The 12,119-nt window shown below is 70.4% G+C and carries 11 protein-coding genes and 1 pseudogene; 1 reads left to right on the top strand and 11 read right to left on the bottom strand.

Annotation, left to right across the window (positions count from 1 at the left end):
* Positions 1–55: 55 nt before the first annotated feature.
* The 11 genes and pseudogenes from AC1DWC_RS10965 to AC1DWC_RS10915 all read right to left on the bottom strand — a co-directional run bounded on the left by AC1DWC_RS10965 (position 56) and on the right by AC1DWC_RS10915 (position 9,829).
* Complete coding sequence (locus tag AC1DWC_RS10965) at positions 56–616, bottom strand: adenine phosphoribosyltransferase (protein WP_477907949.1); 561 nt, start codon at positions 614–616, stop codon at positions 56–58.
* Positions 613–2,322 carry an ABC transporter substrate-binding protein gene (locus AC1DWC_RS10960; RefSeq protein WP_477907947.1) on the bottom strand — a complete coding sequence of 570 codons (1,710 nt, stop codon included), beginning with the start codon at positions 2,320–2,322 and terminating at the stop codon, positions 613–615. The genes AC1DWC_RS10965 and AC1DWC_RS10960 overlap by 4 nt, the downstream gene beginning before the upstream one ends.
* A 1-nt stretch (position 2,323) precedes the next feature.
* The gene (gene secF, locus AC1DWC_RS10955) at positions 2,324–3,493 is read right to left on the bottom strand and encodes a protein translocase subunit SecF (RefSeq protein WP_477907945.1); all 1,170 of its coding nucleotides are present in this window, start codon (positions 3,491–3,493) and stop codon (positions 2,324–2,326) included.
* Between the two features lie 4 nt (positions 3,494–3,497).
* Complete coding sequence (gene secD / locus AC1DWC_RS10950; protein WP_477908075.1) at positions 3,498–5,168, bottom strand: protein translocase subunit SecD; 1,671 nt, start codon at positions 5,166–5,168, stop codon at positions 3,498–3,500.
* An 83-nt stretch (positions 5,169–5,251) separates the two neighbouring features.
* Complete coding sequence (gene yajC, locus AC1DWC_RS10945; RefSeq protein ID WP_477907943.1) at positions 5,252–5,626, bottom strand: preprotein translocase subunit YajC; 375 nt, start codon at positions 5,624–5,626, stop codon at positions 5,252–5,254.
* 73 nt (positions 5,627–5,699) lie between these two features.
* A complete protein-coding gene (gene ruvB / locus AC1DWC_RS10940; protein ID WP_477908073.1) occupies positions 5,700–6,794 on the bottom strand; it encodes a Holliday junction branch migration DNA helicase RuvB in 1,095 nt (364 codons plus the stop codon).
* 2 nt (positions 6,795–6,796) lie between these two features.
* Entirely contained in the window at positions 6,797–7,405 is a 609-nt protein-coding gene (gene ruvA / locus AC1DWC_RS10935; protein ID WP_477907941.1) for a Holliday junction branch migration protein RuvA, read from the bottom strand.
* Positions 7,402–7,986: a crossover junction endodeoxyribonuclease RuvC gene (gene ruvC, locus AC1DWC_RS10930; RefSeq protein ID WP_072843889.1), complete on the bottom strand. Its 585-nt coding sequence runs from the start codon at positions 7,984–7,986 to the stop codon at positions 7,402–7,404. Before ruvC ends, ruvA begins: the two co-directional genes overlap by 4 nt.
* Before the next feature lie 86 nt (positions 7,987–8,072).
* Positions 8,073–8,819, bottom strand: a pseudogene (locus AC1DWC_RS10925) (YebC/PmpR family DNA-binding transcriptional regulator); the annotation flags it as partial.
* Between the two features lie 81 nt (positions 8,820–8,900).
* Positions 8,901–9,551, bottom strand: a complete 651-nt coding sequence (gene pdxT / locus AC1DWC_RS10920; RefSeq protein ID WP_477908071.1) for a pyridoxal 5'-phosphate synthase glutaminase subunit PdxT — start codon at positions 9,549–9,551, stop codon at positions 8,901–8,903.
* 38 nt (positions 9,552–9,589) lie between these two features.
* Positions 9,590–9,829, bottom strand: coding sequence for a hypothetical protein (locus tag AC1DWC_RS10915; RefSeq protein WP_477907939.1), 240 nt, complete (start codon positions 9,827–9,829; stop codon positions 9,590–9,592).
* A gap of 263 nt (positions 9,830–10,092) precedes the next feature.
* On the opposite strand from AC1DWC_RS10915, the gene AC1DWC_RS10910 reads away from it, so the two are divergent.
* Positions 10,093–11,796 (top strand): APC family permease, encoded by a 1,704-nt coding sequence (locus tag AC1DWC_RS10910; RefSeq protein WP_477908069.1) that lies wholly within the window; start codon positions 10,093–10,095, stop codon positions 11,794–11,796.
* The last annotated feature ends 323 nt before the right edge of the window (positions 11,797–12,119 follow it).

Raw genomic sequence — 12,119 nt, 5'->3', positions numbered from 1 at the left:
CCGAATCGGTCGTGCACTACTGGCCGCGCAACGCTGCCAGCGACAACTTTAGTCCTCAGACCCGCAGCAGCGACGTGAGCGGGTACTCGGCGAGCCGGTCCCGGCCGGCGAGCGCCTCGATCTCGAGGACGACGGCGACACCCACCACCGTGGCGCCCGCCGAGGCGAGCAGTTCGGCTGTGGCGCGGAGCGTTCCGCCGGTGGCCAGGACGTCGTCGATGACCAGCACTCGCCTGCCTCGCAGGTCGACACCGTCGGCAGGTACCTCCAGCGTCGCCGAGCCGTACTCGAGGTCGTAGGACTGACTGAGCACCGGCGGCGGCAGTTTGCCGGCCTTGCGGACCGCCAGCACGCCCGCGTCGAGGGCCAGCGCGACCCCCGCACCCAGCAGGAAGCCCCGGGCGTCGATGCCGGCAACCAGGTCCGCGTCGCCGCCGATGGCCACCAGGGCGTCGACAATGTCGCGAAAAGCCTTCGCATCGGCGAAAACCGGGGTCAGGTCGGCGAAACGCACACCAGGCTCCGGGAAGTCGTCGGCCCACCGGGTCAGGCGGGCGACGTCCGCGGAAGCGGACTCGAGGGACGGGACTGCGTGCGGGGACGGCTCGGTACTCACCTGAGCAGTATCCACCTGTCCATGTTCCAGCCCGCACCTGCGGCCGTCGGATTCGGCACCGCGGCGTGCATGCCGTCCGCGAACGCCGTGGTCCGCGGCTCGTTGAACAGCGGGATCGAGGGCATCTCCGACCACAGGATGTTCTCGGCCTCGGTCGCCAGCCCCAGCTGACGGTCGTAGCCCGTCTCGACGGCGAGCTGACCCGCGATCTCGGTGACCCGGCCGTTGCGGAACTGCCCGAAGTTGCTGCCGTCGCCCTCCGCCAGCGAGTACGCGGGCGGCACCAGGGAGTCGGCGCCCGCCGCACCCTGCGCGGACGCGGTCCCGCCGAGCACGGCGTCGACCTTCCCGGCGGCCAAAGCGAATGGGGTGAAGTCGGCAGATCCGTTGTCCTGCACGGTGATCCCGGCAGGAGAACATGCCGCCGCGATCGCGGCGACGGTGGCGGCACGCCGGGCGTCGGGCGCCAGGTAGCCCACTCGCACCGTGATCGGACCCTGCCCGGACGCGGAAAGTGCCGCGCTGGCGGCGCCGGTGTCCGCCCGCAGGTAGCGGTCCCCCGCGACCGCGGCCACCGGCGGGTACAGCAGCGTGTCCGCCTGCACGATCCGGGAGTTCAGCACGCCGGACCCGAGGCCGGACTGCGGCGCGTAGCCCGGGTGGCCGAGCGTGTCGAAAAGCTGCTGGCGCGGCACACACGAGGCGAGCGCCCGCCGTGCATCGGCCGAGCCGAGCACGCCGCCGGTGGCCAGCACCAGCTGCTCGCTGCTACGCGACGGCTCGTGGACGGTGCTGAAACCCTTGCCCGGATCGAACCCGTCGATCGAACCCGCGCCGACGTCGAGCACGTCGACGTCGCCGGAGGCCATCTTCTCCTCCAGGTCGACGCCCTTGGGCCACACCACGATCCGATCGGTGGCGGGCTTGTTCCCCCACCACTTGTCGTTCGCGACGAGGACCAGTCCGTCCTCGGCCGAGTACGACTGCGCCCGGTACGGACCGGCCGACGGGAACACCGCCGGGTCGAGCTCGCCCTCGGTGAGGTTCCAACCGGTGTTCCAGAACGCGGCGACCCGCGCGGCCGCCGCGGTGTCCTCGCCCTGCAACGCCGTCACCACGTCGGGGACGCCCGCGGCCCGCGCGGCCACGTGCGCGGGCATCAGCTCGGTGGCGCCGAACAGCGCCCGCCACTCGGCGAACGCCCGCCCGGGCCGGAACACCACGGTGGCGTCCTTGGTCCCGGGCTGGCACTCGACGCGGTCGATGTCCGAGTAGCCGGCCCGGGAGGCCGCGTGGAACAGCGGCGCCTGGTCGGGGCCGATGAACCGGCCGCTGCCGGCCGCCCAGGCCAGCACCAGGTCGTCGCAGGTCACGGGCACGCCGTCGGAGTACACCGCGTTGGGGTTGACCTTGTAGAGCAGGCTCAACCCGTCGCCCGGTTGGGCGGTGACGGTGCCGACGTCACCGTCGGCGAGGGCGCGGCCCTCGGGGCCGAGGTAACTCAGCCCCGGGAGCACCCGCGCGAACGCCTGCCGGGCACCCGACGCGGCACCGTCCGCCGTGTTCGCGTTGTACGTGGTGAGCACGTTGTCGATGGCGTAGCCGATGGACGGGACCTGGTCCTCGCCCTTCGAACAACCGGCGGCCGTCGCGACAAGTGCGATCGCGACGACGCCGGCGACGCCGATCCGTCTACGCCTGCTCATCTCAGTGCCTCTTCTTGTTGCGCTTCCCTGTCGGCCGAGATCCCGGCTGCGGTGCGGCCGCGGTCCGTCGCGGGGACGACACCGAGCCTGCCAGGGCCGCGGTCGAGGTCCCGGCCGCCGCGCCAGCCTTCTCGGCGCGCCGGGCCAGCACCTTCTTGGTGTGCGCGGCCACGGGTCCCCAACGCTCCTTGATCGACACCAGCATCGGGGTGGCGAAGAAGATCGAGGACACGGCACCGACGATGATGCCCACCAGCTGCACCACCGCGAGGTCCTTGAGGGTGCCCACACCCAGCAGGCCGACCGCGACCACCAGCAGGCCGATCACCGGCAGGACCGAGATCACCGTGGTGTTGATCGAACGCATCAGCGTCTGGTTCACCGCAAGGTTCGCCTGTTCGGCGTAGGTGCGGCGGGTCAGGTGCAGGATGCCCCGGGTGTTCTCCTCGACCTTGTCGAACACCACGACGGTGTCGTACAGCGAGAAGCCGAGAATGGTCAGGAAACCGATCACCGTCGCCGGCGTGACCTCCAGCCCGATGATCGAGTACACGCCCGCGGTGACGACCATGTCGAAGAACAGCGCGACCAGTCCCGCGGTCGCCATGTCGCGCTCGAACCTGATCGCGATGTAGATGCCGACGATCACCAGGAACACCGCCAGCGCGATCAGCGCCTTCTGGGTGATCTGGCTGCCCCAGGTCTCGCTGACGTCCGCGACGGAGATCGCGTTCTTGCTCGGGACGCCGTCCTTGTCCTCCGGCTGGAAGGTGTCGTACAGCGCGTTCTGCAGCGAGGCCACCTGGCTGATGTCCAGCGCCTCGGATCGGATCTGGATGGTCGCGGCGTCACCCGAACCGACGGTCTGCACCGACACGGGCTCCATGCCGAGCGTGTCCGTGTAGACCGCCTCGACCTGTTCGGTGGTGACGTTGTCGGCCGCGGGGAACTGGATTCGCGATCCACCCTCGAAGTCGATGCCCAGCGTGAACCCGCGGAAGACGATGCTGGCCATGGAGATCAGCACGATGACGCTGATGATGGCGTAGTACAGCTTGCGCTTGCCGACGATCTCGAAGGCGCCGGTGCCGGTGTACAGCCGGGACAGCAGCCCGTGCTTGGGCAGGTCGGTCTGGTCCTCGGGGGCCAGGTCCTCGGTTGAGTTGGTCACTGTCTCAGGCCTCCTTCGCCTGCGCACCGACGGCGTTGTGCACCGAGGTGGCGGCGGTCTTGCGTTCGCGGGCAACCTGCTGGACGGCACCGAGGCCGTTGACGCTCGGCTTCGACCAGAAGTCGGACTTCGAGGCCAGGTGAACCAGCGGATGGGTGACCAGGAACACCACGAGCACGTCGAGGATGGTCGTCAGGCCGAGGGTGAACGCGAAGCCGCGCACCTGCCCCACCGCGAGGATGTACAGAACCGCGGCGGCGATGAAGCTGACCGCGTTGCCGGACAGGATCGTCCGGCGGGCGCGCGCCCATCCGCGCGGCACGGCGGACCGGAAGCTGCGACCCTCCCGTATCTCGTCCTTGATCCGCTCGAAGTAGACGACGAACGAGTCGGCCGTCATGCCGATACCGATGATCAGACCGGCGATGCCGGCGAGGTCGAGGGTGAATCCGATGTACCGGCCCAGCAGCACCAGGATCGCGTACACGAGGACACCGGAGAGCACGAGCGACAGCGCGGTGAGCACGCCGAGCATGCGGTAGTAGATGAGGCAGTACAGCAGCACCAGGATCAGGCCGACCAAACCGGCGATCAGGCCGGCCTGCAGCGACGCCAGACCCAGTGTCGCCGAGACCGTTTCGGCCTCGGAGGCCGAGAAGGACAGCGGCAGCGAGCCGTACTTGAGGGTGTTGGCGAGTTCTTTGGCACCGGCGGCCGTGAAGTCACCGGTGATCGAGGTGGCGCTGCCCGCGGGGGTGGCGCCCTGCACGACGGGCGCGCTGACCACCTTCGAGTCGAGGGTGAACGCGGCCTGCTTGCCGATGTTGGCGGCGGTGAACTGCGCCCAGGTGCTGCTGCCGTCGGACTTGAAGGTCAGGCTGACCTCGTGGCGCGCCTGCTGCGAGTTGAACGCGGAGGTGGCGTCGGCGATCTCCTGGCCGTCGATGATGCTCGGCCCCAGCAGGTAGACGGTGGTGCCGTCGGTCGAGCAGGCCACGAGCGGCAGGGTCGGGTCGTCGTTGCCCTGCAGCGGGTCGGCGGCGCTGCAGTCGAGGGTCGCCATGGCCTGCTGCTGGACCGCGGGATCGGTACTCTGCCGGGTCTTCTTCGCCTCGGCGATCTCCGCGGCCGCCTGGTCCGCCGTCGACAGGTCGCCGCTCGGCGGTGCCGGGGCGGTGGTGGGCTCGGGCGCCGGCGCGGGGGCCGGTTCCTGGGCCGGGAACGGGCGGTTCTGCGGAGCGGGAGCGCCTTCCGGAGCCGGGGCACCCTCGGGGGCGGGGGCACCTTCGGGAGCCGGTGCGCCTGCCGGGGCCGGGGTCTGGGTGACCGGCACCTGGGCCTGCGCGTTCGACGAGACCTGCGAACCGAGCACCGGCCGGATGTACAGACGCGCGGTCTGCCCCAGCGTGCGGGCCTGCGAGCTGTCGTCTCCGGGGACCGTGATCACCAGGTTGTCACCGTCGATCACCACCTCGGACCCGGACACACCGAGACCGTTGACGCGGGTCTCGATGATCTCCTGGGCCTGACGCAGCGAGTCCTGGCTCGGCCTGCTGCCGTCCGGGGTGCGCGCGGTCAGCGTGACACGGGTGCCACCCTGCAGGTCGATGCCGAGCTTCGGCGTCGGGGACTTGTCACCCGTGAAGAAGACGAGCGCGTACAGCACGGCAACGATCAGCCCGCGTCTGGGGCCGCGAACTCCCGCCCCAGACGCGACCGCTGCCGAGCGAGGGCACTCGGCAGCGGAAACGGTCTAGCTCACTCCTTGTCGAGGCGACGCTGGGTCTCCTCGGGGGTTTCCTCGCTCGCCGCGTCGGCATCCGATGCGGTGGTGTCCTCGTCGAGGTCGTCGGCATCGAGGTCGACCGCCTGGTCCTCGTCATCGACGATCAGCTCGCGGACCACCAGCCGCGACCACGTGGTCACGACGCCGGGGGCGATCTCCAGCTCGACGGTGGTGTCACCGAGGCCGACAACGGTCCCCTGCAGTCCGGAGGTGGTGAGGACACGGTTGCCGACGGTCAACGAGTCCTGCAGCTCGGCAGTCTTCGCCATTTCCTTCTTCTGGCGGCGGATGCCGAGGAACATCGGCACGAGCAGGGCGAGAATAAGGAGCGGAAACAGCAGTTCCATTGTTGAAGTCAGTCCTAAAAGGTTGTCCGTGCGACCGGTCCGGGTCGGACCGTCGCAGTACCCCAGTGTGCCACTAGTCCAGCAAACCCTGCGGAGGTTCGTTCACACGGACTTCGATACCGCCGGCGGCCGCGTCCGGAGGCGGCGTCAACCCGAGCTGCTGCCAGGCCGCGGCGGTGGCGACGCGCCCACGCGGCGTCCGCGCGATCATGCCGGCGCGGACCAGGAACGGCTCGCAGACCTCCTCGACGGTGCTCGGTTCCTCCCCCACCGCGACCGCCAGCGTCGACACGCCCACCGGGCCGCCGCCGAAGCTGCGGATCAGCGCGCTGAGCACCGCGCGGTCCAGGCGGTCCAGGCCTAGCTGGTCCACGTCGTAGACGGCCAGCGCCGCATCCGCGATCTCCCGGGTGATCACGCCGTCGGCACGCACCTCCGCGAAGTCGCGGACCCGTCGCAGCAACCGGTTCGCAATACGCGGCGTGCCGCGGGAGCGTCGGGCGATCTCGGCGCCGGCGTCGCCGCCGAGCTGCACACCCAGGATCCCGGCCGAGCGCATCAGGATGCGCTGCAGCTCCGGCGGGTCGTAGAAGTCCATGTGCGCGGTGAAGCCGAAGCGGTCCCGCAGCGGCCCGGTCAGCGCCCCGGACCGGGTGGTCGCGCCGACCAGGGTGAACGGCGCGACCTCCAGGGGAATCGAGGTGGCACCGGGGCCCTTGCCGACGACGACGTCGACCCGGAAGTCCTCCATCGCCAGGTACAGCATCTCCTCGGCGGGCCGGGCGATCCGGTGGATCTCGTCGATGAACAGGACGTCGCCCTCGACCAGGTTGCTCAGCATCGCCGCCAGGTCACCCGCGCGTTCGAGCGCGGGACCCGAGGTCAGTCGTAGCGACGAGCCGAGTTCGGTCGCCACGATCATCGCCATGCTGGTCTTGCCCAGGCCGGGCGGCCCCGAGAGCAGGATGTGATCGGGGGTGCCGCCGCGCAGCTTGGCTCCGGTCAGCACCAACTGCAGCTGTTCGCGCACCCGCGGCTGACCGATGAAGTCGTCGAGGGAGGTGGGCCGCAGGCTGGCCTCGATGTCGACGTCGCCGGCGACCAGGCTGGCCGTGACGGCCGACTCCTCGTCTTCGAAACCGGTGCCGTCGAATCCGTTGCCGGGCATCGTCATCGGGTCTTACCCAGGAGGCCGAGCGCCGAGCGCAAGGCGGTGGAGGTGTCCGCTGCGGGGTCCGCGGCGAGCACCGAGTCGGTGGCCGGCTCGGCCTGCTTGAGCGGGAAGCCGAGTCCCACCAGCGCCTCGACGATCTGCTCGCGGACCAGGCCCGGTACGACGCCCGCTGCCCCGCCGAGGTGCGGGTCCGCGGCGGCGGGGACGGCCTCGACCTTGTCCCGGAGCTCGACGACCATCCGCTCGGCCCCGCGCTTGCCGATGCCCGGCACCCGGGTCAGCGCGGTGACGTTGCCCTCGGCGAGCGCCTTGCGCAACGCGACCGGCTCGAGCACGGCCAACGTGGCCATCGCCAGTCGCGGGCCCACCCCGGACACGGTCTGCAGCAGACCGAACAGGTCCCGCGACTCGGTGTCGTGGAAGCCGTACAGCGTCATCGAGTCCTCGCGGACGATCATCGCGGTCACCAGGCGCACGTCGGCGCCGCGGGTGAGCGTGGACAGCGTCGCCGGGGTGGCGTTGAGCCGGTAGCCGACGCCGGCGGCCTCGAGCACCACGTGGTCGAGTGCGATCTCGAGCACCTCACCGCGAACGGAGGCGATCATCGGGTACCTGCCTTCTTGAGCCTGGACTTGGTGACTTCCGCGAGTTTCGCCTCGTACCGCAGCCGCTGCTGCGCCGCGGCCTCCTCGGCCTGCGCCATCCGGGCCATCATCGGGGCCCGCCAGCAGTGGCAGATGGCCAGCGCGAGCGCGTCGGCCGCATCCGCCGGTTTGGGCGCGACCGAGAGGCCGAGAATCTTGGTCACCATCGCGGTGACCTGCTTCTTGTCCGCGGCGCCGTTGCCGGTGACGGCGGACTTCACCTGGCTCGGCGTGTGGAAACAGACGTCGATGCCGCGACGGGCCGCGGCCAGCGCCACCACCCCGCCGGCCTGCGCGGTGGCCATCGCGGTGCGCACGTTGTGCTGGGAGAACACCCGCTCCACGGCGACCACGGTCGGCCGGTGCAGGTCGAGCCACTGCTCGGCGGCGTCCGAGATGCGCAGCAGCCGCAGGGCCAGGTCCATCTCGGGTGGGGTCCGGACCACGTCGACGGCGACGGGCGTGACCGTCCGGCCACGGCCGGAGTCGACCACCCCGAAACCACACCGGGTCAGCCCGGGGTCGACTCCCAGGACGCGCATGAACCCACCTCTCGACACAATTGCGAACAGCTGTTCGAGAGTATAGATCGGGGGTCCGACAGGTCGGTAGACCAACACGCGGTCGCGTCGAGCTCGGCCAGGACCTCGTCGGACAGGTCGACGTTGGTGTACACGTTCTGCACGTCGTCGGAGTCCTCGAGTGCGTCGACCAGCTTGAAGACCTTGCGCGCGCCGTCGGCGTCCACCGGGACCTCGACGGAGGCGCGGAAGTCCGGGTCGGCGGACTCGTAGTCGATGCCGGCCTCCACGAGCGCGGTGCGCACGGGGATGAGATCGGCTGCCTCGGAGACGATTTCGAAGGTGTCACCGAGGTCGTTGATCTCCTCGGCGCCGGCCTCGAGGACCACCTCGAGGATCTCGTCCTCGCTGCGGCCCGCCTTCTCGAGGATGACGACACCCTTGCGGCTGAACAGGTAGGACACCGAACCCGGGTCCGCGAGGTTGCCGCCGTTGCGGGTCATCGCGGTGCGGACCTCGCCGGCCGCGCGGTTGCGGTTGTCGGTGAGGCACTCGACCAGCAGCGCCACGCCGTTGGGGCCGTAGCCCTCGTACATGATCGTCTGCCAGTCGGCGCCGCCCGCCTCTTCACCGGCGCCACGCTTGCGCGCACGCTCGATGTTGTCGTTGGGGACGGAGCTCTTCTTCGCCTTCTGGATGGCGTCGTACAGGGTCGGGTTTCCCGCAGGATCGCCGCCACCCGTACGCGCCGCCACCTCGATGTTCTTGACAAGCTTCGCGAAGGACTTACCGCGTTTGGCGTCGATCGCGGCCTTCTTGTGCTTGGTGGTGGCCCATTTGGAGTGGCCGCTCATGCGTAGTTCCCTCTTCCCGTTCGTAGATGCGCACGCCGCAGCGGTGCACGCTGCAGCGGGGAGCACACAGTACCGCTGAGTTTACGCGCGCGTGGCCGCCACTCCCCGCACCATGTCGACAAAGAGCTGGTGGACCCGCCTGTCGCCGGTCACTTCCGGGTGGAATGACGTCGCCATGACGGCCCCCTGACGGACCGCCACGATGCGTCCGGCGGCAGGACCCTCGGGCACCGTGGCCAGCACCTCGACGCCCTCCCCGACCCGTTCGACCCAGGGTGCGCGGATGAACACCGCGCGCATGGCGTCGCCGTCGATGCCCGCGAAGTCGAGGTCCTCCTCGAAGGAGTCGACCTGACGCCCGAAGGCATTGCGCCGCACCGTGATGTCGAGCCCCGACAGGCAGTGCGCGTCGGGGCGGGTGTCGAGGACCTCGCTGGCCAGCAGGATCATGCCCGCGCAGGAACCGTAGGCCGGCATCCCGTCCCGCAGCCGGGCCCGCAACGGCTCGAGCAGGTCGAATACGGTGAGCAGCCGGCTCATCGTGGTGGACTCGCCGCCGGGGATGACCAGGCCGTCGACCGCGTCGAGCTCGGCGTGCCGGCGCACCGTCACCGCGTGCGCGCCGGATGCCTCGAGCGCGGCGAGGTGTTCCCGGAAGTCGCCCTGCAGGGCGAGCACCCCGATGGTCGGTTGCGTTGTGCTGATGACTGATTCGCCTGTCGTTGGCGTGATGGACACTGATTCCTCGATCTCGGGACTGCTGACGACGGTCACTGCTGGGGCACCCCCACCAGCATCAGGCGCTGGGGCGGCACCGGCGCGTCGGTGGGCACCGGCAAGAAGGTGTCGGTGGTCCAGCGCAGGGCGCCGTCGACGGTCAGGGCGGCCGCGGCGGCGTCGGACGGCGCCGTGTCACCACCCGACGACCCGAGCGACTTGCCCACCGCAACGGCCACCGCGACCAGCGCGGCACCGCCCAGCGTCAGTTCCAGAATTCGTCTCGTCTGCACGCAACGAGGATACGGATGCCCGCGGCGGCGCCGACGGGCGGAGGAATGCCCGCCGCGGCCGTCGGACCCACCGCGCCAAGATGGCGGCGCGCCCCGTCAGGGAATCGTCAGGGCCGCGGGCGACGACGAGATTCGCGTCCACACTCGCACCCGTGACCAACACACTGCTCATCCGGACGCCCCGGCCCGGCCGCACGTCGACGACCACCGACAGGCGCAGACTCTCGGTGTCGACCGGTCTGGCCGGCCTGTCGCTGGACGCGATGGCGTCGGTGTCCTACGGGCCGGAGGCCATCGTCCTGGTGCTCGCCGCCGCGGGCGGCGCGGGACTCGGGTTCACCCTCCCGGTCACGCTCGCGATCGCGGCACTGCTCGCCGTCCTCGTGGCGTCCTATCGCCAGCTGATCGCGGCCTTCCCGGACGGCGGCGGCGCCTATGCGGTGGCCCGTGCGCGGCTGGGTCAGCGCACGGGGCTCGTCGCGGCCGCGTCCCTGGTGATCGACTACATCCTCAACGTGGCGGTCTCCATTGCCGCCGGCGTCGCCGCCCTGACGTCGGCATTCCCCGCCCTGCTCCCCTACACCGTATGGATCTGCCTGGCCGTTCTGGTGAGCGTCACCGCTCTCAACCTTCGCGGCATCGCCAGCAGCGCACGCGCCTTCATGATCCCGACGGCGGTGTTCGTGGTCGGCATCTTCACGGTGATCGTCGCGGGGCTGCTGCGCAGCGAACCGCTGAGCGTCGCCGAGGGCACTGCCGTCGCGGTCAACATGCAGACGGTCGGGGTGCTGCTGCTCCTTAAGGCGTTCTCCAGTGGATGCGCCGCCCTGACCGGCGTGGAGGCCATCGCCAACGCCGTACCGAGCTTCCGGGAACCGCGGGTCCGCACCGCCCAGCGGGCCGAGGTGGCGCTGGGAATCCTGTTGGGCACCATGCTGATCGGGCTCGCAGTGCTGATCGGCAAATTCGCGCTGCACCCGGTCGAGGGCACAACCGTGCTCTCCCAGCTCACCGAGGCCTCGCTCGGGCACGGAATCGGCTACTACGTGGTGCAGTTCGCGACCGTCGTCCTGCTCGCCCTGGCCGCGAACACCTCCTACGGTGGGCTGCCGACGCTGATGCGGCTGCTGGCCGACGACAACTGCCTGCCGCACCGGTTCGCGCTGCGTTCCCCGCGCCAGGTCTACCGCCACGGTGTGCTGGCCCTGGCCGTCTTCGCGGGCATCCTGCTGATCGGTTCACGCGGCAGCATGAATGCCCTGGTGCCGCTCTTCGCCATCGGCGTCTTCGTCGGGTTCACCATCGCCCAGGTCGGCCTGGTCAGGCACTGGCGGGTCACCCGCGGCGCCGGCTGGCAGTGGCGGGCTACCCTCAACGGCTTCGGTGCCGGCCTGACCGCGGTGGCCGCCCTGGTCACCACCGCCATGAAGTTCACCGAAGGCGCCTGGCTGATCGTGATCGCCCTGCCGCTGCTGGTCTTCCTGATGGAACGGGTGCGCGCCGCGTACTCGGCCATCGGCGGCCACCTCCACCTGGGCGAGGTGCCCGCCGTCCCCGCCGCGGAGGGCACCGTCGTCGTGGTCCCGGTCGCGGAGGTCTCCGCGCTCAGCCGTGAGGCGATCGGGGCCGCGCTGTCCCTCGGCAGTGACGTGGTCGCGGTCCGGGTCTGCCCGGTCGGCGAGTCACCACGGGCATTCACGACAGCGTGGCAGGCCTGGCATCCCGGGGTGCGACTGGTCCTCCTCGACGACGCCGACGCCGGTCTCGCGCCCACCCTGACGCGGTACGTCACCGACAGTTTCGCGGGCCGGCGGGTGGTTGTGGTGATCGGCGAGGTCGAACCGGGCACCGCCTGGCAGCGGATCCTGCCGAACCACCGAGGCGACGAACTCGACCGTGCGCTGCGCCGAGAGACCGACGCGGTCATCTGCCGGGTCCGGTTGCGGGTCGGCCGGCAGTCCTCGTAGACCAGACGCGTCAGCCCCTCCTGGACCACCGCGGCCACGAGACGACCCTCCCGGTCGAAGATCCGCCCTGTGCCGGCGCACCGTCACCGCGTGCGCGCCGGATGCCTCGAGCGCGGCGAGGTGTTCCCGGAAGTCGCCCTGCAGGGCGACCAGCCGATGGTCGGTTGGGTTGTGCTGATGACTGATTCGCCTGTCGTTGACGTGATGGACACTGATTCCTCGATCTCGGGACTGCTGACGACGGTCACTGCTGGGGCACCCCCACCAGCATCAGGCGCCGCGCCGACGCCGTTGTGCCGGTGGGCACCGGGTTCACGGTGTCG

The sequence above is a fragment of the Rhodococcus sp. P4_C10 genome, from assembly GCF_056402135.1.
This window is presented reverse-complemented; position numbering and strand designations above follow the sequence as displayed.

Bases quoted from the DNA above. Each gene is read 5' to 3' on its own strand.
- AC1DWC_RS10960 (WP_477907947.1), bottom strand. From the start codon at position 2,322: ATGAGCAGGCGTAGACGGATCGGCGTCGCCGGCGTCGTCGCGATCGCA.
- yajC (WP_477907943.1), bottom strand. From the start codon at position 5,626: ATGGAACTGCTGTTTCCGCTCCTTATTCTCGCCCTGCTCGTGCCGATG.
- ruvB (WP_477908073.1), bottom strand. From the start codon at position 6,794: ATGCCCGGCAACGGATTCGACGGCACCGGTTTCGAAGACGAGGAGTCG.
- ruvA (WP_477907941.1), bottom strand. From the start codon at position 7,405: ATGATCGCCTCCGTTCGCGGTGAGGTGCTCGAGATCGCACTCGACCAC.
- ruvC (WP_072843889.1), bottom strand. From the start codon at position 7,986: ATGCGCGTCCTGGGAGTCGACCCCGGGCTGACCCGGTGTGGTTTCGGG.
- AC1DWC_RS10910 (WP_477908069.1), top strand. From the start codon at position 10,093: ATGGCGTCGGTGTCCTACGGGCCGGAGGCCATCGTCCTGGTGCTCGCC.